Source organism: Stenotrophomonas sp. 10L48, assembly GCF_056395105.1.
Window position 1 is genome coordinate 60,572 of record NZ_JBFTIX010000005.1, and the last position, 21,242, is coordinate 81,813.

Here is a 21,242-nt window from a genome sequence, read left to right on the forward strand (position 1 = left end):
GAGGTCTCCGTGCGAAAAGGGGGCGATTGGGCCATCCGGCCGCTGGCTGCGAGCATAGCCGATGACTGCGCAAGCCGTGGTCATGGCGGGGCAGGGCTGGGATTGCGCGTTGACAGTTCGCAGGGCGCTTGGCCACAATGGCCAGCTCCCCGGGTCCATGCCCGAGGGGATTGCAACACCGGGGTATAGCGCAGTCTGGTAGCGCGCCTGCTTTGGGAGCAGGATGTCGGGGGTTCGAATCCCTCTACCCCGACCAATCCCACGTCACGTCGGATTGGACGCCGTTCCGGTTCGGGCGCCCGTAGCTCAACTGGATAGAGCACCGGCCTTCTAAGCCGGCGGTTACAGGTTCGATTCCTGTCGGGCGCGCCATTGGCGCGACACCGGAACGTAGCTGGCGGATGTGAAGAAGTGCTTGCAAAAGCATGCAGACTCCACCAGAATGTCGGACTCGCTTCGGCGGACCTGAACTTCGGTGACAGTCCTCGGGCAACGTATCAAGCGTCAGCGTCGGCAGCATTGGCGGTGAAGCGAAAGTTTCAGTGGTGGCTGTAGCTCAGTTGGTTAGAGTACCGGATTGTGATTCCGGTGGTCGGGGGTTCGAATCCCCTCAGCCACCCCACTGATTCAACCGCATCGGCATCGCCGAAACGGTATTGCAATAAACAGGTCGCCGGCTATAATGTGCGCCTGAGTTTCAAGGGCTGTTAGCTCAGTTGGTAGAGCAGTTGACTCTTAATCAATAGGTCCAAGGTTCGAATCCTTGACAGCCCACCAAGACAGAAGCCATCGGGTCCGCCCGGTGGCTTTTTTCTTCAAGATGTAACCCTTCGCGATGGATCGCTGGTTGCAGTGCTTGTTTCAACGACGTTGAAGAAAGTGCTTGCAACGCCCTCGCGGATCGGGTCATAATTCGCCCCCCGATTTCGGGCTGTTAGCTCAGTTGGTAGAGCAGTTGACTCTTAATCAATAGGTCCAAGGTTCGAATCCTTGACAGCCCACCAGACGAAAGCCACTTGGTCCGCCAAGTGGCTTTTTTCTTTAGTCTCCGCTGGCGTGGAGCCGGCTGGAGGATAGCCCCCTTGAGTCAAGGGGGCGCGGCGAAGCCGGGGGGATGTGGGTGTTGGTGAGAGGGGCCCGCGCGGTGCGCAGCAGCGCGTGGGGCGGCAGCGCGAATGCGCAGCCGCGTCCCCAAGGTTCGAATCCTTGACAGCCCACCAGACGAAAGCCACTTGGTCCGCCAAGTGGCTTTTTTCTTTCCTGCGGCAGCGTCGGCAGATCCCCGTCATGGGTGGATATCGCAGGCATTGAGGGGTTCATCCACGCATGGCGTGGATCTACTGAAGCGTGGCTGAAATCAGCGTCCCATGCGTCATCAGCATGTTCAATGCTGTGAGCTGCTTCTCACCGGTTGCTGCCGGCATCGCTCCCAATAGGCGTTCCGCGCCGAAGGCGCATGCATGAGGAGTGCTTCGATGACGTTCAACAAGAGCGCGGGCGTGATGCTGGCCGCCGTGGTGGTTGTCGCCCTGTCGGGCTGCAGGGCGGACGAGGCGGCCACCGCCGCTGCGCCGGACTACGCGCGGACGGTGGAGCGATCTGCGGATGTCGACCACGTCGCTGCACAGTCGGTGGAGGGGCGCGACGCCGCGCAGTCGACCGGGGCGACAGGGGAGGCGCTGCCTGCTGGCGCGGTTGAAATGACGCGCTCCGCCGATGGCGCCACGCTGGAAACGCCCAGTGACGATGCGGCCGGCGTCCCTGCGGGCGAAACAACCGAGCCCGCGCCGGCCGCCCGCTGACCCGGATCGGCCTGGGGCGGGATGCGCCCAGGCCGGCTCCAAAGGGCAATTTCCCTGTTCAGTTTTGTGGAAGCCTTCCGCTTTTCGCCCTCGCCTGCAACAATGAACACCTGAGCCGGCCACGCGAAAGTGGCGGAATTGGTAGACGCCCTGGATTTAGGTTCCAGTGCCGCAAGGCGTGGGGGTTCGAGTCCCCCCTTTCGCACCAGGCCGGCCCGTCCCCCGCCCAGTCGGGCATTCCGCGTCAACCCCTGCGCCCGGCCGTGCTGGCGGCGCCGCCCGAATTGGGCGAAACTAAAGGGCTGCGGCAAGCAGGCGCGTCATCGACGTCGCGTCCTTACAACCGTTTCATCCATCATCGAGCCGGGGGCCAGGGCGCCACCGGTGGCAGGAGTCAACATGCAAGCTTCGATCGAAACCATCGGCAACCTGGAACGCCGCCTGAGCTTCTCGCTGCCGGAAGACCGTCTGCAGAGCCACATCAACGGCCGCTTGGGCGAAATCGCCCGCACCACCCGCATCAAGGGTTTCCGTCCGGGCAAAGTGCCGGCCAAGGTGATCGAGCAGCGCTTCGGCGCGCAGGTCCGTGGCGAGGCGCTGGACGGCCTTCTGCGCGAAACCTTCGACGCCGCCGTGCGTGAGCACGACCTGCGCATCGTCGGCAGCCCGCGCATCGACAAGGGTGACGAGGGTGAGTTCTCCTTCGTGGCCACCGTCGAAGTGGTGCCGGACTTCGGTGACATCGACGTCAGCAAGCTGACCGTGGTGCGCCACACCGCCGAAATCACCGATGCCGACATCGACCAGATGATCGAGAACCTGCAGACGCAGCGTCGCAGCTGGTCGCCGGTCACCCGTGCCGCGCAGGACGGCGACCTGGTCGCACTGGAAACCTGGTCGCAGGCCGGTGACGAGCGCCTGCCGGCCGAAGGCACCGAGAAGGGCAGCATCGTGCTCGGCCAGGGCATGATGTTCGAGACCATCGAGCAGGGCCTGGTCGGCATGGCCAAGGACGAAGAGAAGACCCTGGACGTCGAGTTCCCGGCTGACTGGCGCGTGCCGGCGCTGGCGGGCAAGACCGTGCAGGTCACCGTGAAGGTCAGCGACGTGTCCGAGCCGGTCGTGCCGGCCGTCGATGAAGCCTTCATCAAGAGCTTCGGCGTCAAGGGTGGCGACGTCGAGCAGTTCCGCAGCGACATCCGCGCCAACCTCGAGCGTGAGCTGAAGGGCGCACTGATGAACCGCCTGCGTCGTGAAGTCGGTGAGCAGCTGATCGCCGCCTATTCGTCGGTGGAAATGCCGCCGCGCCTGGTCGAGAACGAAGCCCGTGCCATGCTGGCCCAGCAGGTCGAGCAGATCCGCCGCAGTGGCCGCAACCCGGGCGAGATCCCGGCCGACGCCCACGAAGGCTTCAAGGACGCTGCTGCCAAGCGCGTGCTGGTCGGCCTGGTGGTCGGCGAAGTGGCCCGCAGCAACGACCTGCGCCTGGAGCCGAAGCGTCTGAATGAAACGATGCGTCTGATCGCCTCGACCTACGAAGAGCCGGAACAGGTCATTGAGATGTACCGCAACGACCCCCAGCTGATGTCTGGCCTGCAGAACCGCGTGATGGAAGAGCAGGTGATCGACTGGATCGCCGAGCGCGCCCAGCACACTGAAGAAAAGCTGTCGTTCCAGGACGCGATCCGCCAGTAATCCCTGGCGGATTGCCGGATACCCCGCGCCAGCCCTGGCGCGGGGGTGTTTCCCCCCAAGATAGGTACCTCACGAAATGGACAACCGAACCAAAGCCCTGAACATGGTTCCCATGGTGGTCGAGCAGACCAGCCGCGGCGAGCGTGCCTACGACATCTATTCGCGCCTGTTGAAGGAGCGCCTGATCTTCCTGGTTGGCCCGATCGACGATCACATGGCCAACGTGGTGGTGGCGCAGCTGCTGTTCCTGGAAGCGGAAAACCCGGAAAAGGACATCAGCATCTACATCAACTCGCCGGGTGGCGTGGTCACCGCCGGCATGGCGATCTACGACACCATGCAGTACATCAAGCCGGACGTGAGCACCATCTGCGTTGGCCAGGCCGCCTCGATGGGCGCGCTGCTGCTGGCGTCCGGTGCGGCGGGCAAGCGCTATGCGCTGCCGAACTCGCGGGTGATGATCCACCAGCCGCTGGGTGGCTTCCAGGGCCAGGCCACCGACATCGACATCCACGCACGCGAGATCCTGACCCTGCGTGCGCGCCTGAACGAAGTGCTGGCCAAGCACACCGGCCAGTCGCTGGAGACCATCGCGCGCGATACCGAGCGCGACAACTTCAAGAGCGCGGTCGATGCGGTCGCCTACGGCCTGGTCGACCAGGTCCTGGAGCGTCGTCCGGAAGAGTCGATCCAGGCCGGCTGACCGGCACTCACGGGGCCATGGCAGGCCCCGTTCCTGCAGGGTCGGGTGGACTGATGTCCCTCCGGCCCTGTGTTATTCTCGAATCGAACCCCCGTTCAGCGGGTGGGGTAACTGGGTAAGCGAAGCATGAGCGAAGACCGCCAAGGTCGTTCCACGGACACCGGCAAGATCCTCTACTGCTCTTTCTGCGGCAAGAGCCAGCATGAAGTGCGCAAGCTGATTGCCGGTCCGAGCGTGTTCATCTGCGATGAGTGCGTGGAGCTGTGCAACGACATCATCCGAGAGGAGCTTGAGGAAAAGGCGCAGTCGGCGCGCAGTTCGCTGCCCAAGCCGCGCGAGATCCTCGAGGTGCTCGACCAGTACGTGATCGGACAGAACCGCGCCAAGCGGACCCTGGCCGTGGCCGTGTACAACCACTACAAGCGCATCGAGAGCCGCCAGAAGAACGACGAAGTCGAGCTGGCGAAGTCGAACATCCTGCTGGTCGGTCCGACCGGTTCGGGCAAGACCCTGCTGGCCGAGACCCTGGCCCGCCTGCTCAACGTGCCGTTCACCATGGCCGACGCCACCACGCTGACCGAAGCCGGTTACGTGGGCGAGGACGTGGAGAACATCATCCAGAAGCTGCTGCAGAAGTGCGACTACGACGTCGAGAAGGCACAGCAGGGCATCGTCTACATCGATGAAATCGACAAGATCTCGCGCAAGAGCGAGAACCCGTCGATCACCCGCGATGTGTCCGGCGAAGGCGTGCAGCAGGCCCTGTTGAAGCTGATCGAAGGCACCGTGGCCAGCGTTCCGCCGCAGGGTGGGCGCAAGCATCCGCAGCAGGAATTCCTGCAGGTGGACACCAAGAACATCCTGTTCATCTGCGGCGGTGCGTTTGCCGGCCTGGACAAGGTGATCCAGCAGCGCTCCAACGACGCCGGCGGCATTGGTTTCGGCGCCAAGGTGAAGAGCAGCGAGCGCAAGCAGGAAGTGGGCAAGGTGCTGGCTGAAGTCGAGCCGGAAGACCTGATCAAGTTCGGCCTGATTCCCGAGTTCGTGGGCCGCCTGCCGGTGGTCGCGACCCTGGAAGAGCTGGACGAGCCGGCCCTGATCCGCATCCTGACCGAGCCGAAGAACGCCATCACCAAGCAGTTCAAGAAGCTGTTCGAGATGGAGAACGTCGAGCTGGAGTTCCGTCCGGACGCCTTGTCGGCCATCGCCAAGAAGGCGCTCAAGCGCAAGACCGGTGCCCGTGGCCTGCGCACCATCGTCGAATCGGTCCTGCTGGACACCATGTACGACCTGCCGTCGCAGGAAAACGTCAGCAAGGTTGTCGTGGATGAATCGGTGATCGAGCACAAGTCCGAGCCCTACCTGATCTACCAGACCCCGCCGGTCCCTGAACAGAAGGCCGCCGGCGCCGAATGATTCTTTCAACTTGTTGAATAGAAAGAATTTTCTCGGAACGTCTTGCATCTGAAAGCCGATGGCCCCATAACGGGGCCATCGGCTTTTTTTGTCTCCGGAAGATGCCCTCCCGGAGACGGTTTTCCCCTTCCCTGGAGCCCCCATGGCCCGTTCCCCAAGTGAGACCCTCGACCTGCCGGTCCTGCCGCTGCGCGACGTAGTGGTATTCCCGCACATGGTCATCCCGCTGTTCGTCGGCCGCGACAAGTCCATGCACGCGCTGGAACAGGCGATGGAAGCAGACAAGCGCATCCTGCTGCTGGCGCAGAAGTCGGCCGAGACCGATGACCCGCAGGCCGCCGACCTCTACCAGGTCGGCACCCTGGCGCAGGTCCTGCAGCTGCTGAAGCTGCCTGACGGCACCATCAAGGTGCTGGTCGAAGGCCTGTCGCGCGTGCAGGTGACCAGCGTCAGCGAACGCGATGGATCGCTGCACGGCCAGGCCGTGGAAATCGAGGCCGCCGATGCACGCGAGCCGCGCGAAATCGAGGCCATCGCCCGCTCGCTGATGTCGCTGTTCGAGCAGTACGTCAAGACCAACCGCAAGCTGCCGCCGGAACTGCTGCAGACCCTGGCCGGCATCGATGAGCCGACACGCCTGGCCGATACCATCGCCGCCCATATCAGCGTGCGGTTGTCGGACAAGCAGCGCCTGCTGGAAACGCTGGCGGTGGGCGAACGCCTGGAGATGCTGGTCGGCCTGGTCGACGGCGAGATCGACGTGCAGCAGATGGAAAAGCGCATCCGCGGCCGCGTGAAGTCGCAGATGGAAAAGAGCCAGCGCGAGTACTACCTCAACGAACAGATGAAGGCCATCCAGAAGGAACTGGGTGACCTGGACGATGCGCCGGGCGAACTGGAAGAGCTGGCGCGCAAGATCGCCGAAGCGGGCATGCCCAAGCCGGTGGAAGCCAAGGCGCGCAACGAGCTCAACAAGCTCAAGCAGATGTCGCCGATGTCTGCCGAAGCAGCGGTCGTGCGCAACTACCTGGAATGGCTGCTGGGCGTGCCGTGGAAGAAGCGCAGCAAGGTGCGCAAGGACCTGAAGGCCGCGCAGGACACCCTCGATGCCGATCACTACGGCCTGGAGAAGGTCAAGGAACGCATCCTTGAATACCTGGCGGTGCAGTCGCGGGTGAAGCAGATGAAGGGTCCGATCCTGTGCCTGGTCGGGCCGCCGGGCGTGGGCAAGACCTCGCTGGGCCAGTCCATCGCCAAGGCCACCAACCGCAAGTTCGTGCGCATGTCGCTCGGCGGCGTGCGCGATGAAGCCGAGATCCGTGGCCACCGTCGTACCTATGTCGGTTCGATGCCGGGCCGCATCGTGCAGAACCTCAACAAGGTCGGCAGCAAGAACCCGCTGTTCGTGCTGGACGAGATCGACAAGATGTCGATGGACTTCCGTGGCGATCCGTCCTCGGCGCTGCTGGAAGTGCTCGATCCCGAGCAGAACAACGCGTTCAACGACCACTACCTGGAAGTGGACCTGGACCTGTCCGAAGTGATGTTCGTGGCGACCTCCAACTCGCTCAACATCCCCGGCCCGCTGCTGGACCGCATGGAAGTGATCCGCATCCCCGGTTACACCGAGGATGAGAAGCTCAACATCGCCACCCGTTACCTGTCGCCCAAGCAGATCAAGGCCAACGGCCTGAAGCCGGAAGAGCTGGAGATCGGCAGCGATGCCATCCAGGACATCGTGCGCTACTACACGCGCGAATCCGGCGTGCGCAACCTGGAACGCGAGATCGCCAAGATCTGCCGCAAGGTGGTGAAGGAAATCGCGCTGGGTGGGCCGCAGCCGGTGGCGAAGGCGAAGAAGGGCGCGCGCAAGTCCAAGGCGCTGGTGAGCGTGTCGAGCAAGAACCTGGACAAGTACCTGGGCGTGCGTCGCTTCGACTTCGGCCGTGCCGAAGAAGAGAACGAGATCGGCCTGGTCACGGGCCTGGCCTGGACCGAAGTCGGTGGCGATCTRCTGCAGATCGAATCGACGCTGGTACCGGGCAAGGGCCAGCTGATCCTGACCGGCCAGCTCGGCAACGTGATGAAGGAATCAGCGTCGGCGGCGTTGTCGGTGGTGCGTTCGCGTGCCGAGCGCTTCGGCATCGATGCGGACTTCCTGCAGAAGCACGACGTGCACCTGCATGTACCCGATGGTGCGACGCCGAAGGATGGCCCCAGTGCCGGTGCGGCAATGGTGACCTCGCTGGTGTCGATGCTGACCAAGGTCGCCGTGCGCGCCGATGTGGCGATGACCGGCGAAATCACCCTGCGTGGTCGCGTCACCGCGATCGGCGGCCTCAAGGAGAAGCTGCTGGCGGCCCTGCGCGGCGGAATCCGCACGGTGATCATCCCCGATGAGAACCGCAAGGATCTTGCCGACATTCCGGCCAACGTCACCCGCGACCTGGAGATCGTGCCGGTGAAGTACATCGAGGAAGTGCTCGATCTGGCCCTGGAACGTCCGCTGGCACCGAAGAAGACGCGCAAGAGTGCGCAGCGCGTCACGGTGCGCAGCAAGGCCAAACCGAGTGGAAACGCGCGCGTCAAGCATTGATGCGTCCTGTCGAAATGCTTGAAACCCGCGTCGTTGCTGGCTTTCCAGCTTGCGTGGGGGTAGGGCCGCTGGTATAAAAGCAGCACTCGCGAATGAGTGATCGCAGTCAGCGCTCACTGAATTCGGCGAACCGTTTCCACATGGCAACCGCATGCAGACGTCGTGCGGTTGCTTCCCTGTCGAATACGCGGAACCCACCGCCAAAGGAGTTGTAAAGAATGAACAAGACCGAATTGATCGATGCCGTTGCTGAAGCTGCCGACCTGACCAAGGCCGAGTCCAGCCGCGCTGTCGATGCCGTCGTTGCTGCCGTCACCAAGGCGCTGAAGGACGGCGATGCGGTCACCCTGGTTGGCTTCGGTACCTTCCAGGTCCGCGACCGTGCTGCCCGCACCGGCCGCAACCCGAAGACCGGCGACACCATCAAGATCGCTGCTTCGAAGAATCCGTCGTTCAAGGCTGGTAAGGCCCTGAAGGATGCTGTAAACTAAGCGGCTCGCTGGGGTGCTTAGCTCAGCGGTAGAGCGTCTCCTTTACACGGAGAGGGTCGGGGGTTCGAAACCCTCAGCACCCACCACAGCACCGCGGTAAGTTTGAAATGTGGAGCGGTAGTTCAGCTGGTTAGAATGCTGGCCTGTCACGCCGGAGGTCGCGGGTTCGAGTCCCGTCCGCTCCGCCATTTTCAACGAGGCCCCCGGCCGAAAAGCTGGGGGCCTTGTTTTCTCTCCAACCAACCGGTTGTAGAGAAAACAAAGAGGTCTGCAATACGGAGCGGTAGTTCAGCTGGTTAGAATGCTGGCCTGTCACGCCGGAGGTCGCGGGTTCGAGTCCCGTCCGCTCCGCCATTGCAAAACTCTTAAATCCTCGTGAAAAAACTTTGAAAAAAGTGTTCAGCGGGGTAGGTTTTCAGGAAGTCTTCGGATATACTGAGCGCCTGCAAAGTTTCAAGCGCGGAGCGGTAGTTCAGCTGGTTAGAATGCTGGCCTGTCACGCCGGAGGTCGCGGGTTCGAGTCCCGTCCGCTCCGCCAACTCTAAGAGCCCTCGACGCAAGTCGGGGGCTTTTTCTTTGCGCCGTTTCCATCATTCGATGCGCGCGAACCTGTAGATCGCCTGGGCGGGATGGCGCCAGGCCCTGCTGCCACTGCTTTTGGTCCACGCCGCGAAGCGGGTTACACTGCCGGGCTCGCCAATCAAGCCTTGTGATTCCTCACCATGCTGCAGAAACTCCGCGACAAGACCTCAGGCTGGATCGTCACCGTGATCCTGGGGCTGCTGATGATTCCGTTCCTGTTCGTGATCGACAACAGCTACCTCGGTGGCGTCGGCGCACAGAACGTCGCCAAGGTTTCGGCACCGCCGACCTGGTGGCGCTCGGCACCGTCCTGGTGGCCGGTGCGCATGATGTGGCAGCACCATGAGATCAGTGCACAGGACTTCCGCACCCGTTTCGAGCAGGAACGCATGCGCGAACGCCAGCAGCAGGGCGAGAACTTCGACCCGCGCGCGTTCGAAAGCACCGAGAACAAGCTGGCCGTGCTCGACCAGTTGATCGACGAGCAGGTCGTGCGCCTGGTCGGTGAGCAGGCCGGTGTCGTGATTGGCGACGGCGCTGTGCGCGAATACATCACCACCATTCCGGGCTTCCTGGGCGCCGATGGCAAGTTCAGCGAAAGCAATTACCGTCTGGCCCTGGCCGGTGGCAATCCGCCGCGCACGCCGACCCAGTTCCAGGAACTGGTGCGTGAGAGCCTGCAGCAGTCGGTGATCCCGTCGGGCCTGCAGAATTCCGGCTTTGTCACCCAGGCCGAGACCGAGCGTCTGTTGAAGCTGCTGGGCGAGACCCGCGATGTGGAACTGGCCGCGCTGCCGGAAGTTCCGGTGGATACCGCGCCGGTGACCGACGCGCAGATCAAGCAGTGGTACGACAGCCATGGCAAGGATTTCCGCCAGGCCGAATCGGTGTCGCTGGAATATGTCGAGCTCAATGGTGCCAACCTGCCGGCGCCGACTGCGGCCGACGAAGCGACCCTGCGCAAGCGCTATGAAGACGAGAAGGCCAAGTTCACCACGCCGGAACAGCGCCAGGCGGCGCACATCCTGATCACCGGCGACGGTGCTGAAGCCAAGGCCGCCAAGCTGGCTGTCGAAGCAAAGGCGGCAGGTGCCGACTTTGCCGCGCTGGCCAAGGCGAACTCGGAAGATCCCGGCTCCAAGGCGCAGGGCGGTGACCTGGGCTGGGTGGAGCGGGGCGCGATGGTCAAGCCGTTCGAAGATGCACTGTTTGGTGCCAAGGCGGGTGAGGTGATCGGCCCGGTCAAGACCGACTTCGGTTACCACATCATCAGGGTCGCAGCGGTTCGTGGCGGCCAGGGCAAGTCCTTCGAAGAAGTGCGCGACACCTTGGCTGCCGAGCAGTTGAAGGCCGACGGCGAGCGCGGCTTCAACGATCTGGCGGGCCGCCTGGTCGATGCCATCAACAAGAGCCCGAGCGACCTGTCCGCGGCCGCCAAGGCGGTCGGCCTGTCGATGCAGACGCTGGGCCCGATCACGCGCACGACCGCCACCGGTATTGCCGCTGATCCGGCCGTGCTGCGTGCCGCCTTCTCCGACGTCCTGGTGCAGGACGGTACCGCCAGCGATCCGATCGCCCTGGGCGGCAGCAGCAACCACAGCGTGGTGATCCGCGTTGCCGCGCATACCCCGGAGCAGGCGCTGCCGCTGGACAAGGCGCGTGAGCAGGTGATCGCCGCGATCCGTGCCGACCGTCAGCGCCAGGCCGGTGACAAGGCCGCCGATGCCCTGCTGGCCAAGCTGAAGGCAGGCGCGACCCTGCAGTCGCTGGCTGCCAGCGAGAAGCTGCAGCTGAGCCCGATGCCGGGCCTGCCGCGCAGCCAGCCGGTGCCGACCCCGGAGATCAACCGTGCGATCTTCAGTGCGCCGCTGCCTGCCGAAGGCAAGCCGAGCTACGGCAAGGTCGACGTCAACGGCCATGCGCTGGTCTTCGCGGTGAACAAGGTCAACCCGGGCGACATCAAGGAAGTGACCGCCGAACAGCAGAAGCAGCTGAAGGACCAGCTGAGCCAGATCGACGGCATGGCCGCGGCCAAGGCCTACATCGAGGCGATGCGCAAGAAGTTCTTGATCCAGACCACCGAAGCGAACCTGTAAGCCCTCCGGCGAGCAGGAACGAAAAGGCCCGGCATTGCCGGGCCTTTTTTGTTGTCGCAACCCTGATCGATCCGTGACCTGCGCGATGAGTGCCGACCAAGGTCGGCCGCTACCAGAAGCGAAGCGACCTGCTCCTGCTCTTCATCCTTCAATCCGTGGGTGGTGCCACCGGAAACCATCAGGGGACGGGCGGGGTGGGCGCGCGGGGGTGTCCGCGGCATGGATGCCGCGGCCAAGCCCCCAAGGATGGGTTCACGGCGTCCCCCGTGGGTCCACCTCGCTCGTCCCAACTCATGAATGCTGCTGCCGCCACCCGCGAGGGGCTTCGCCGTTGGCCGGAAACCGCGCGTCAGCGCCGCACCGACCTCAGTCTTCGACGCGCAGTACCGCGCCTGGCTTCAGCACGCTGCTGCCGCTCAAGCCGTTCAGCGACAACAGCGCCTTCACCGGCATGCCGTAGCGGCGGGCGATGGTCCATGCCGATTCGCCATTGCGAACGGTGTGGCGACGGTTGCGCGGGCGATCGGCAGCCGAGGCGACCACCTTGGCCACCTGCGGGCTCGGCGCGGCGCTGGCGGTGCTGGCCACTGCGGTGGCAACGGCCGTGCTGGCGATGTCGGCAACGTCCGCGTTGGACGCCGAAACCGGGGCCAGTACGCGGGCCGTGCCCGACGGGCGGTTGCCGGCGGCCAGTGCCGGATTCAGGCGGGCGATCTTCGCCGGGTCCAGCGCGCGCTGGGCGGCCCACTGCTGGACGCTGGTGCCCGCCGGCAGGGTGTGGTCCTTCAGCACCGGCACGGTGCGGTCCAGCGAGGCCATCACGCCAGGCTGGTCTTCCACGTCTTCCAGCACGCAGGCCAGGGCATGCAGCTTCTCGACGTAGGCATGGGTGACCGGCGACAGCCCGGGCAGGCCGGCCGGCTTGGCGTTCTGCGCATTCATGCCGGCCTTGCGCATGGACTGCAGCACGCGGTATTCACCGGCGTTGTAGGCCATCGTGGCCAGGCGCCAGTCACCGCCGAACATGCCATGCAGGGTCTTCAGGTAGCGCACGGCGGCCTGGGTGGACTCCACTGCCGACAGTCGGCCGTCGTAGTTGTTGCTCATCGGTACGCGATGGTTGCGTGCCGTGGTGGCGATGAACTGCCACAGGCCGGTCGGGCCGCTGCCGTTGCGGGCATTGGGCCGGTAGCCACTTTCGACGAAAGGAATCAGCGCGAATTCGGTGGGCAGGTTGGCTTTGCGCAGCTCTTCGACCACATAGCCGAACAGCACCAGCGCGTCGTCATCCTGGTTGGCCAACCGCGAAGGCGCATGGGCGAACTGCTTCTGCCAGCGCGGGCTGGTGGCTTCGGCGTCACAGGTAGGTTCTGCAAGGCCGTCGCGGAAGCTGGAGAAGATCTCCTGGCCGTTACGTACCGATGCGGCCGGCAGCGTTGACGGATCCAGCGGCAGGGCCGAGGCGGCGGTCAGGTTCTGGCTGATGCCGGCGCCCAGCGATTGTGCGCCGGCAGTTCCGGCCAACCCCAGGACGAGACCCAGGGCCAGCGGCAGACTTCGGCGACTCATGCGCGGAAGCCGTCTTTCCAGTGCCGGAGACCGGCCATGACGTCGACGTCGTCCACGACTTCGCGCCCCAGGTGCGCCGACACGGCCGCGCGGATGGGCGCCGTGTGGGTACGCAGGAACGGATTGCAGGCAATTTCATCGGCCAGGGATACTGGCAGGGTGGAACGGTCATCGCGGCGCATGGCCAAAGCCTCCTCTTGGCGCTGCAACAAGGCAGCGTTGGCGGGGTCGACATGCCGCGCGAAGACGGCATTTGACACGGTGTACTCGTGAGCGCAACACAGCAGCAGTTGCGCGGGCAGGGCACCCAGCTTGCGCATCGATGCCAGCAGCTGGGACGGCGTACCTTCGAACAGGCGTCCACAGCCCAGGCTGAACAACGAATCTCCGCTGAAAAGCTGTTCAGCGGTGTGAAACGCGATGTGGCTGCGGGTGTGCCCGGGGACGGATAGTACGTGGAACATCCGGCCCATTGCCTGAACACGTTCACCTTCACCGACCCGCTCGGTGGCCATCGGGATGCGCTCGTCGACCGGTGCGACCACGCGCACCCCAGGGAAACGCGCCTGCAGCGCCGGTACCCCGCCGATGTGATCGTCGTGGTGATGGGTGAGCAGGATGGTGTCCACGCGCACGCCTTGGGCAGCCAGCGCCAGTACCGGCGCAGCGTCGCCGGGATCGACGACCACGGCAGCACCGTCGTCGGCGATCAGCATCCAGATGTAATTGTCCGCAAATGCGGGCAGGGCAGTCAGTCGCATAGAATTGGACCATGCCCGCGCTGCAGAGCACCCGTCAAGCGAGCCAGGCCCCGTGGTTCGACAGTGAACCGGCGGAGGCCCTGCGCGTGCTCGAACGGCAGCTGCTGCTGCCGCAGCTGTCGCTGCTGCCGACCCGGCCCTGGTTGTGGATCGCCCCCAGCGCCGCCTGGCTGGCGGATGCGCAGCTGGGCGGTCGGGGCCTGCGCCTGCATCGCCAGGGCAGTGGTTACGCCGGCGATACCCGCTGTGCCCTGCCGTTGCCGCTGCCCAACGAGAGCGTCAACGCCATCGTGCTGCAGCATGTGACCGTCGGCGATGCCGACCATCTGCTGGACGAGTGCGAGCGCGTGCTGATGCCCGGCGGCCATCTGTGGCTGACCAGCCTCAACCCGTTCAGCCCGTTCCGCACGCGCTGGCGCCAGCACGGGCTGGTGGTGCGCACGCCGCAGCGGATCCGCCAGCTGCTTGAGCGCCATGGGCTGGAATGCGAGGACATGCGTTACCTGGGGCCGATGTGGCAGGGTGCCGGCAGCCGCCGTCGCGGCGGCTGGGCGCCCCTGCGCGCGGCCTGCCTGTTCCACGCTGAAAAACGCACGCTGGCCCTGCCCGGGCCGACCCCGTTGCCCGTGCGCTGGCACGGCACCGTTGCTACCTGATCTGGAGTTGTATTGAAAACCATCGAAATCCACACCGACGGTTCCTGCCTCGGCAATCCCGGCCCCGGTGGCTGGGCGGCGCTGTTGCGCTACAAGGGGCACGAGCGCGAACTGAGCGGTGGTGAAGCGCATACCACCAACAATCGGATGGAGCTGATGGCGGCCATTTCCGGGCTGGAGTCGTTGACCGAGCCCTGTGAGATCGTCCTCTATACCGATTCGCAGTACGTACGGCAGGGCCTGACCCAGTGGCTGCCGGGCTGGATCCGCAAGAACTGGAAGACCGCCGGCGGTGACCCGGTGAAGAACCGTGAACTGTGGGAGCGCCTGCAGGCCGCCACGCTGCGGCACCAGATCGACTGGCGCTGGGTGAAAGGCCATTCCGGCGACCCGGACAATGAACGTGTGGATACCCTGGCCCGCAACGCCGCGATCCAGGTCCGCGACGGCAGCCCGGTAAACTGAGCCCATGCGTCAGATCATCCTTGATACCGAAACCACCGGCCTGGAGTGGAAGAAGGGCAACCGCGTCGTCGAAATCGGCTGCGTCGAGTTGTTCAAGCGCCGCCCGACCGGCAATACCTATCACCAGTACCTGAAGCCGGACTGCGAATTCGAACAGGGTGCGCAGGAAGTGACCGGCCTGACCCTGGAATTTCTCGCCGAGAAGCCGGAGTTCGCGCAGGTCGTGGAGGAGTTCCTGGCCTTCATCGATGGCGCCGAGCTGATCATCCACAACGCCGCGTTCGACCTGGGCTTTCTCGACAATGAGCTTTCCCTGTTGGGAGAGCAGTACGGGAAGATCACCGACCGCTGCACGGTGATCGATACCCTGGCGCTGGCGCGCGAGCGCTTCCCGGGCCAGCGCAACTCGCTCGACGCCCTGTGCAAGCGGCTGGGCGTGGACAACTCGCACCGCGCCCTGCATGGCGGTCTGCTGGATGCGCAGATCCTGGGTGATGTGTACATCGCGTTGACCTCGGGCCAAGAGGAGATCGGCTTCGGGCTGGGCGATGACGATGCCGGTGGCGCTGCGGCGTTGCAGGCGTTCGATGCGTCCAAGCTGCTGCCGCGGCCGCGCGTGGTGGCCACGCCGTCGGAGCAGGAAGCGCATGCGGCGCGTCTGGAACGGCTGCGCAAGAAGGCCGGCCACGCGTTGTGGGACGGCCCGAAGGTGGAAGAGGCCGCGAGCGCGTAGGCGCAGCGGTGGCGTGCGAGATGCAGCCACGCATGGCGTGGTGATGCGTGTGAAATGCATCCACGCATGGCGTGGCTCTACTGTAGATCCACGCCATGCGTGGATGGCGTGGATCAGTGGCAGCGCACCAGGATCACGGTGATGTTGTCCGAGCCGCCGCCGTCGAGGGCGGAGGCGACCAGGCTGTCCACGCATTCCTGCGCGCTGGCGTCGTCGAAGGCGAGGGTGCGGGCAATGCCGCGGTCATCCACTTCCTCGGTCAGGCCATCACTGCACAGCAGCAACTGCATGCCCGGGCGCAGCTCGCCGCTGGTGGTCGCCACGTTCAGGTGTGCCGGGTCGGTGACGCCCAGTGCCTGGGTGACCACGTTCCGGTGGGGATGGGCGCGCGCCTGCTCGGCGGTCAGGTTGCCCTGCGCGACCAGTTCCTGCACCACGCTGTGGTCCTGGCTGAGCTGGGCAAGTTGGCCATCGCGCCACAGATAGGCGCGGCTGTCGCCGACCCAGGCCACTTCGTAACGGTTGCCCTGTACCCGTGCAGCGACCACGGTGGTGCCCATCGGCAGGCTGTCGTTGCGCCGGCGCGAGGCGCGGATGATCTCTTCGTCGGCGGTGCGGATCGCCTGCGCCAACGGCGCGCCACGGCGGATCTCACGCACGATGGTCTCGCGCGCCAGTGCGCTGGCCACCTCGCCGCAGGCGTGCCCGCCCATRCCGTCGGCTACCAGCCACAGGGCCAGCTCGCCGTCACCGTAATAGGTGTCCTCGTTGAGCTCGCGGCGCAGGCCGGGGTGGGTGAGATGTCCGAATTCGATCATGGTGGGTGCTGGGCGAGGGGGTAATGCCGGGGAGAACGGCATCATCACGGCCAAGCGGACATCCGGCAAGCCATGCAGTCAGGAAAATTTCACTTCATTGGGCGCAATGACTTGTCGTCAGCCGCGCTTCCTCGTATGATGCGCGTCCCCGGTTCGCCGGGGAACATCTGGAGAGGTGGCAGAGCGGTTGAATGTACCTGACTCGAAATCAGGCAGGCGTTTATAGCGCCTCGGGGGTTCGAATCCCCCCCTCTCCGCCAGATTAAAAAAGAAGGGCTGCCGAAAGGCAGCCCTTCTTTTTTAATCTGGCGCGGGGATGCGACGACGCATCGCGCGTCGCCCCAAACGTTGCACTGCAACGTTCGGGCCCCTCCCTTTGCCGGCCTTCCTGCGGATGCTTCAGTAGATCCACGCCATGCGTGGATGCTGTTCGCGTGCGGCGGGTTACCATGTACGTCATCACCTGCTGGAGCCGCCACGATGACCGCTGAAATCCTCGTCCCCGTTTCATTCGGCGAGCTGCTGGACAAGATCTCGATCCTGCAGATCAAGTCCGAGCGCATCAGTGACGAAGGCAAGCTGGCCAACGTACGCAAGGAGCTGTCCGCGCTGGAAACCACGTGGATGGCGCACCCGGCGGCAGTGAAGGACATCGCCAAGCTGCGCGCCGAGCTGAAGGCGGTCAACGAGCAGCTGTGGGAGATCGAGGACGACATCCGCCTGAAGGACAAGGCGCACGCATTCGATCAGGGGTTCATCGACCTGGCGCGCAGCGTGTACCTGCGCAACGACGAACGCGCACGCATCAAGAAGGCGATCAACCTAGCGCTGGGTTCGGCGTACGTGGAAGAGAAGTCCTACCAGGATTACACGCAGCGCGCGTAATCCCGGGCGGCCCGACGCAGTAGATCCACGCCATGCGTGGATGGATCTCCCGGGTTGCGGGACGGTGCGGACCAAGGTCCGCACCCAGTAGACAGCGCTCAGCTGCCCGGCGTGCCACTCATCCCAGATGGTCGGCGACGTAACGCTCGAACGCGGCAATGCCGTCCTCGACGGTGATCAGTTCCATCACATCGTCGAATTCGATCTTGGTGCCCCACTTGAGGTCGGCTGCCTGCTTGCCCAGATACTTGCGCGCCGCGTCGTCGTAGCGGTCCGCGCAGTAGCGGCGGTCCGAATACGGGCCGCTGCGGTTCGGGTTGCTGGCCGCATGCAGGCCCAGCACCTTGGTACCCATTGCGTTGGCAATGTGCATCGGGCCAGAGTCCGGGGTCATCACCAGATTGGCGCGGGCCAGCAGGGCCGGCAACTGCTTGAGCGTGTCCTTGCCGACCAGGTCCAGTGCCGGAACATCCAGCTGGGCCTGGATGGCGTCGGCCATGCTGCGCTCCAGTTCGCTGCGGCCGCCGCACAGCACGATCCGCCAACCGCGCGTGACGGCATGGTTGGCGACCTCGGCATAGCGGTCGGCGTACCAGTTGCGGCGCACGTGGCTGGAGCAGGGCGAGATCATCAGCACCGGCCGGCCATCGTCCTGCCACTGCGCGGCGGCCCAGTCATAGGCTGCCTGCGGCACGGCCAGGTCCCAGCTGACATCGGTCTGGCGCAGGCCCAGCGGCTCGCAGAAGCTGCCGATGGCATCGAGCACATGGATGCCCGGGCGATCAGGGATGCGTTCGTTGATGAAGAGGCCGTGCAGATCCTTGGAGCGGCTGCGGTCGTACCCGATGCGGCGCTCGGCAGGAATGAAGGCGGACAGCACGTTGGCGCGGAACGCCACCTGCATCTGCAGCAGGGCCTCGAAACGCCCGGGCGGCAACTGCTTGCGCAGCTCCTTCACTCCGGCCATGCCGGTCTTCTTGTCGTAGGCGTGGAAGGTGACGCCCGGCAGGCCATCGAGCAGCTTCTGCCCGACCTTGTCGATGATCCAGTGGATCGGCGTGTCCGGGCGCGCGGCCTGCAGGGTGCGCACCAGCGGCACTACGTGGGTCACATCGCCAAGAGCGGACAGGCGCAGAAGACACAAGGAGGAGGACGCTGATGCCATGTGTTGTTAGACTCAAAGGAATGGTCGCATTCGACGCCAATGAAGCGCTGACGCCATGCCGCGAGGGTCGCGGCATCGGGGCCATTCTGTTCGACCGCGAGCGGCTGCGGCAAGCCGACATCGGTCTGTTCTCGCCACAGCACTGGGCCGGCAAGGCCCGGCCGGTGGGTGAGGGCGGCCGTGGCAGCGCCTGGTTCGTGGATGCGCCGTTCGGCGCCAGCGTACTGCGGCACTACCTGCGCGGTGGGCTCGCGGCCCGGATCAGCCACGACCAGTACATCTGGCGGGGGGCGGACCGGACCCGCAGCTTTGCCGAATTCCGGCTGATGCGCGCGCTGCGCGAGAAGAAGCTGCCGGTGCCCAGGCCGATTGCCGCCTTCTACATGCGTGAAGGCCTGCGCTACCGCGCCGCGATCCTGATGGAACGGATCGAAGGGGTGCGCTCGCTGGCCGACCGCGCACTGGTGGCCGGGCGCGGGGCGCCGTGGGAGGAAACCGGGCGGATGATCGCGCGCTTCCACCGTGCCGGGCTGGACCATGCCGATCTCAATGCGCACAACATCCTGTTCGATGGCAACGGCCATGGCTGGCTGATCGACTTCGATCGCGGGGTGATCCGCATCCCGGCCACGGCCTGGCGCGAGCGCAATCTCAAGCGCCTGCTGCGCTCGCTGATCAAGCTGCGCGGTGAGCGCAGCGTGGAAGACGTGGAAAAAGACTACGCGCGCCTGCGCCGCGCCTATGACATGGCCTGGAACCGGGGCACCTGATGGACTGGTCGTTGCGTTTCCTCGGCGTCGGCAATGCGTCGGCGGTCGAGCTGGGTTCGCCGATGTCGGTGATCGAGCGCGATGGTCGGCCCTGGCTGACCATCGACTGCGGCGGCGAAGGCCTGACTGCCTTCAAGGCCCATTACGGGCATATGCCGCAGGCGCTGTTCGTCACCCATGTACACCTGGACCATGTGGCCGGTTTCGAACGGCTGTTCGTGGATACCTTCTTCAGCGCGCAGCGGCGTGGCAAGGTGCGCCTGTACGTGCCGGCCACGGTGGTGCCGCTGCTGCACAAGCGCATCGGCGATTACCCGAACGTGCTGGCCGAGGGCGGCGCCAACTTCTGGGATGCCTTCCAGCTGATCGTGGTGGGCGATGCGTTCTGGCACGAGGGGGTGCGGCTGGAGGTGTTCCCCGTGCGGCACCACTGGCCGGAGACGGCCTATGGCCTGCGCCTGCAGGGCGCGCTGACCTGGAGCGGCGACACCAGGCCGATTCCGGAAATGCTGGCGCGCTATGCCAGTGACAACGAACTGATCGCCCACGACTGCGGGTTGCACGGCAATCCTTCGCATACCGGGGTAGATGACCTGGAGCGCGAGTACAGCGCCGAGCTGCAGGCACGGATGATGCTGTACCACTACGCCAGCGTGGCCGATGGCCAGGCCCTGGCCGCGCGCGGGCACCGGGTGGCACAGCCGGGCCAGTGTGTTGTGCTGGCCGCGCCGACCGCCCCGCACGTGCTGGCGCAGGATCCGCCGTGAGCAGCGCTGGCGCCGCCGCTTCACCGGCGCTGGCCGCCGAACTGGAGGGGTTGGAACGCGCACTGCATTGCCCGCAGGTGCGCGCAGACCATGAGCGTCTGGCGGCATTGCTGGATGAGGATTTCAATGAGATCGGCAGCTCCGGCCAGTGCTACGGCCGTGAAGCCGCGCTGGAAGAGATCCCGCTGGAGCGTGCGCAGGTGGTGATCGAGTCGGACCAGTACGCCGTGTGGATGCTGGCAAAGGGCCTGGCCCAGGTGCGTTACCGCAGTCGCTATCACGTCGATGACCAACCGCAGCGGTGGGTGCTGCGCAGCTCGCTGTGGCGTCAGCATTCAACGGGCTGGCGGATGGTGTTCCATCAGGGTACGCCTGAGGAGCGGTAGCGCCGGGACATGCCCGGCGAAGGGCGCCAACCAAGGTTGGCATCTACCGGAGCGGGGCTTCGCCGAAAAGGCGGTGGCCCCGCCGGCTGACCTCGGCGCCCGCGTCGATCGATACCGTTGCTGCCTTCCGGCCCTGGCGGAGTTTTCGACCTAGCGTCGCGAGGGGCCGACGGGGCCACCATAGAGACGTTGGCCGCCCGGAGGCGGCCGATTCACGGATCAGGGGAAGCAGCGCGTTGTGCGCCGGAGACCACAGCCGGACTGCACATCGGCTTACCGATGGCAGACGCGCATTCTAGCGCAGGCAGGTGCGTTGATGCCAGCTTCATGCACTGAATCCGATGTAACCCTGTGCGCCCAGCGTCGGCCGGTGGCTGCCGCCGTTGCTAGAATCCGGTCCCAGGAGGAACGACCTCCCCCACATCGGGATTCAATGACCAGGACGGCCTGGCCCTACCAAAGGAGGGCTGTCATGGCCTGGATCTATCTGTTGTTTGCCGGCCTGCTGGAAATCGTCTGGGCCGTGTCGATGAAGCAGTCTGAAGGCTTCACCAAACTCACCCCCACCGTCATCACCATCGTCGGCATGATCGCCAGCTTCTGGCTGCTGGCCGTCGCCATGCGCAGCCTGCCGCTGGGCACCGCCTATACGATCTGGACCGGTATCGGCGCGGTCGGTGCTTTCGTGGTCGGCATCGTGTTCCTGGGCGAGCAGGTCAGCCCGATGCGGATTGGCGCGGCGGTACTGATCGTCGCCGGCCTGGTTCTGATGAAACTCTCCAGCAGCTGAGGCCGGTTACGAATGCGGCGGGAATATGGATATTCCCGTTCTGCGGAAACAAGAGAATATGCATTTTCGGCAAAGTCGTGACGACTGTCGTGATTA

General features: G+C 64.9%; 19 protein-coding genes, 11 tRNA genes and 1 other RNA gene. 26 read left to right on the forward strand and 5 right to left on the reverse strand.

Annotation, left to right across the window (positions count from 1 at the left end; translation table 11 throughout):
• Window positions 1-179 precede the first annotated feature (179 nt).
• The 17 genes from AC1DCU_RS09520 (at window position 180) to AC1DCU_RS09600 (ending at window position 11,381) form a co-directional block, all read left to right on the forward strand.
• Window positions 180-256: transfer RNA gene (locus AC1DCU_RS09520), tRNA-Pro, on the forward strand.
• 39 nt (window positions 257-295) lie between these two features.
• A tRNA-Arg gene (locus AC1DCU_RS09525) sits at window positions 296-372 on the forward strand.
• A gap of 173 nt (window positions 373-545) precedes the next feature.
• Window positions 546-622: transfer RNA gene (locus tag AC1DCU_RS09530), tRNA-His, on the forward strand.
• Between the two features lie 79 nt (window positions 623-701).
• Window positions 702-777, forward strand: a tRNA-Lys gene (locus tag AC1DCU_RS09535).
• A 151-nt stretch (window positions 778-928) separates the two neighbouring features.
• A tRNA-Lys gene (locus tag AC1DCU_RS09540) sits at window positions 929-1,004 on the forward strand.
• Window positions 1,005-1,475: 471 nt separating this feature from the next.
• On the forward strand, window positions 1,476-1,802 hold the full coding sequence (locus AC1DCU_RS09545) for a hypothetical protein (RefSeq protein ID WP_442252188.1): 327 nt from the start codon (window positions 1,476-1,478) through the stop codon (window positions 1,800-1,802).
• A gap of 123 nt (window positions 1,803-1,925) precedes the next feature.
• Window positions 1,926-2,010 (forward strand) — tRNA-Leu (locus tag AC1DCU_RS09550).
• A gap of 191 nt (window positions 2,011-2,201) precedes the next feature.
• On the forward strand, window positions 2,202-3,497 hold the full coding sequence (gene tig, locus AC1DCU_RS09555; protein ID WP_025878140.1) for a trigger factor: 1,296 nt from the start codon (window positions 2,202-2,204) through the stop codon (window positions 3,495-3,497).
• Between the two features lie 76 nt (window positions 3,498-3,573).
• Entirely contained in the window at window positions 3,574-4,200 is a 627-nt protein-coding gene (clpP, locus tag AC1DCU_RS09560; protein WP_025878142.1) for an ATP-dependent Clp endopeptidase proteolytic subunit ClpP, read from the forward strand.
• A 126-nt stretch (window positions 4,201-4,326) separates the two neighbouring features.
• Window positions 4,327-5,616, forward strand: a complete 1,290-nt coding sequence (gene clpX / locus AC1DCU_RS09565) for an ATP-dependent Clp protease ATP-binding subunit ClpX (protein ID WP_025878143.1) — start codon at window positions 4,327-4,329, stop codon at window positions 5,614-5,616.
• A gap of 142 nt (window positions 5,617-5,758) precedes the next feature.
• Entirely contained in the window at window positions 5,759-8,212 is a 2,454-nt protein-coding gene (lon, locus tag AC1DCU_RS09570) for an endopeptidase La (RefSeq protein ID WP_025878144.1), read from the forward strand.
• Window positions 8,213-8,430: 218 nt separating this feature from the next.
• The gene (locus AC1DCU_RS09575; RefSeq protein ID WP_004146343.1) at window positions 8,431-8,703 is read left to right on the forward strand and encodes an HU family DNA-binding protein; all 273 of its coding nucleotides are present in this window, start codon (window positions 8,431-8,433) and stop codon (window positions 8,701-8,703) included.
• Window positions 8,704-8,714: 11 nt separating this feature from the next.
• Window positions 8,715-8,789 (forward strand) — tRNA-Val (locus tag AC1DCU_RS09580).
• 25 nt (window positions 8,790-8,814) lie between these two features.
• Window positions 8,815-8,891, forward strand: a tRNA-Asp gene (locus AC1DCU_RS09585).
• Between the two features lie 89 nt (window positions 8,892-8,980).
• Window positions 8,981-9,057: transfer RNA gene (locus tag AC1DCU_RS09590), tRNA-Asp, on the forward strand.
• Between the two features lie 107 nt (window positions 9,058-9,164).
• Window positions 9,165-9,241 (forward strand) — tRNA-Asp (locus AC1DCU_RS09595).
• Window positions 9,242-9,425: 184 nt separating this feature from the next.
• Window positions 9,426-11,381, forward strand: a complete 1,956-nt coding sequence (locus AC1DCU_RS09600) for a peptidyl-prolyl cis-trans isomerase (protein ID WP_442252184.1) — start codon at window positions 9,426-9,428, stop codon at window positions 11,379-11,381.
• Between the two features lie 366 nt (window positions 11,382-11,747).
• Here the strand turns inward: AC1DCU_RS09600 and AC1DCU_RS09605 are convergent, their stop codons facing one another.
• Both AC1DCU_RS09605 and gloB read right to left on the reverse strand, forming a co-directional pair.
• Window positions 11,748-12,950, reverse strand: coding sequence for a lytic transglycosylase domain-containing protein (locus AC1DCU_RS09605; RefSeq protein ID WP_032977383.1), 1,203 nt, complete (start codon window positions 12,948-12,950; stop codon window positions 11,748-11,750).
• The gene (gene gloB / locus AC1DCU_RS09610) at window positions 12,947-13,711 is read right to left on the reverse strand and encodes a hydroxyacylglutathione hydrolase (RefSeq protein ID WP_032977381.1); all 765 of its coding nucleotides are present in this window, start codon (window positions 13,709-13,711) and stop codon (window positions 12,947-12,949) included. Before gloB ends, AC1DCU_RS09605 begins: the two co-directional genes overlap by 4 nt.
• Window positions 13,712-13,722: 11 nt before the next feature.
• Between gloB and AC1DCU_RS09615 the strand changes: the two genes are divergently transcribed.
• Genes AC1DCU_RS09615 through dnaQ form a run of 3 tightly spaced genes read left to right on the forward strand, consistent with a single transcriptional unit; the run spans window position 13,723 to window position 15,565 of the window.
• Window positions 13,723-14,367, forward strand: a complete 645-nt coding sequence (locus AC1DCU_RS09615; protein WP_025878154.1) for a class I SAM-dependent methyltransferase — start codon at window positions 13,723-13,725, stop codon at window positions 14,365-14,367.
• Window positions 14,368-14,379: 12 nt separating this feature from the next.
• Complete coding sequence (rnhA, locus tag AC1DCU_RS09620) at window positions 14,380-14,832, forward strand: ribonuclease HI (protein WP_442252183.1); 453 nt, start codon at window positions 14,380-14,382, stop codon at window positions 14,830-14,832.
• A 4-nt stretch (window positions 14,833-14,836) separates the two neighbouring features.
• On the forward strand, window positions 14,837-15,565 hold the full coding sequence (gene dnaQ, locus AC1DCU_RS09625) for a DNA polymerase III subunit epsilon (protein ID WP_442252182.1): 729 nt from the start codon (window positions 14,837-14,839) through the stop codon (window positions 15,563-15,565).
• 113 nt (window positions 15,566-15,678) lie between these two features.
• On the opposite strand, the gene AC1DCU_RS09630 is transcribed toward dnaQ, so the two are convergent.
• Window positions 15,679-16,383, reverse strand: coding sequence for a PP2C family protein-serine/threonine phosphatase (locus AC1DCU_RS09630; protein WP_025878157.1), 705 nt, complete (start codon window positions 16,381-16,383; stop codon window positions 15,679-15,681).
• A 169-nt stretch (window positions 16,384-16,552) separates the two neighbouring features.
• Between AC1DCU_RS09630 and AC1DCU_RS09635 the strand changes: the two genes are divergently transcribed.
• Both AC1DCU_RS09635 and AC1DCU_RS09640 read left to right on the forward strand, forming a co-directional pair.
• A tRNA-Ser gene (locus tag AC1DCU_RS09635) sits at window positions 16,553-16,643 on the forward strand.
• 220 nt (window positions 16,644-16,863) lie between these two features.
• Complete coding sequence (locus AC1DCU_RS09640) at window positions 16,864-17,268, forward strand: DUF6165 family protein (RefSeq protein ID WP_282279665.1); 405 nt, start codon at window positions 16,864-16,866, stop codon at window positions 17,266-17,268.
• Between the two features lie 118 nt (window positions 17,269-17,386).
• On the opposite strand, the gene AC1DCU_RS09645 is transcribed toward AC1DCU_RS09640, so the two are convergent.
• Window positions 17,387-18,433, reverse strand: a complete 1,047-nt coding sequence (locus tag AC1DCU_RS09645) for a glycosyltransferase family 9 protein (protein WP_088101167.1) — start codon at window positions 18,431-18,433, stop codon at window positions 17,387-17,389.
• Window positions 18,434-18,453: 20 nt separating this feature from the next.
• Here AC1DCU_RS09645 and AC1DCU_RS09650 point away from each other — a divergent pair, with 20 nt between their 5' ends.
• The 3 genes from AC1DCU_RS09650 to AC1DCU_RS09660 are packed head-to-tail and all read left to right on the forward strand — an operon-like array spanning window position 18,454 to window position 20,356.
• On the forward strand, window positions 18,454-19,203 hold the full coding sequence (locus tag AC1DCU_RS09650; RefSeq protein WP_025878162.1) for a 3-deoxy-D-manno-octulosonic acid kinase: 750 nt from the start codon (window positions 18,454-18,456) through the stop codon (window positions 19,201-19,203).
• On the forward strand, window positions 19,203-19,970 hold the full coding sequence (locus AC1DCU_RS09655) for an MBL fold metallo-hydrolase (protein ID WP_025878163.1): 768 nt from the start codon (window positions 19,203-19,205) through the stop codon (window positions 19,968-19,970). The genes AC1DCU_RS09650 and AC1DCU_RS09655 overlap by 1 nt, the downstream gene beginning before the upstream one ends.
• Window positions 19,967-20,356, forward strand: coding sequence for a nuclear transport factor 2 family protein (locus AC1DCU_RS09660; RefSeq protein WP_442251305.1), 390 nt, complete (start codon window positions 19,967-19,969; stop codon window positions 20,354-20,356). Before AC1DCU_RS09655 ends, AC1DCU_RS09660 begins: the two co-directional genes overlap by 4 nt.
• A gap of 76 nt (window positions 20,357-20,432) precedes the next feature.
• On the opposite strand, the gene ffs is transcribed toward AC1DCU_RS09660, so the two are convergent.
• Window positions 20,433-20,529: signal recognition particle sRNA small type (gene ffs, locus AC1DCU_RS09665), an RNA gene on the reverse strand.
• A 299-nt stretch (window positions 20,530-20,828) separates the two neighbouring features.
• Here ffs and AC1DCU_RS09670 point away from each other — a divergent pair.
• Complete coding sequence (locus AC1DCU_RS09670; protein WP_032977375.1) at window positions 20,829-21,146, forward strand: DMT family transporter; 318 nt, start codon at window positions 20,829-20,831, stop codon at window positions 21,144-21,146.
• The last annotated feature ends 96 nt before the right edge of the window (window positions 21,147-21,242 follow it).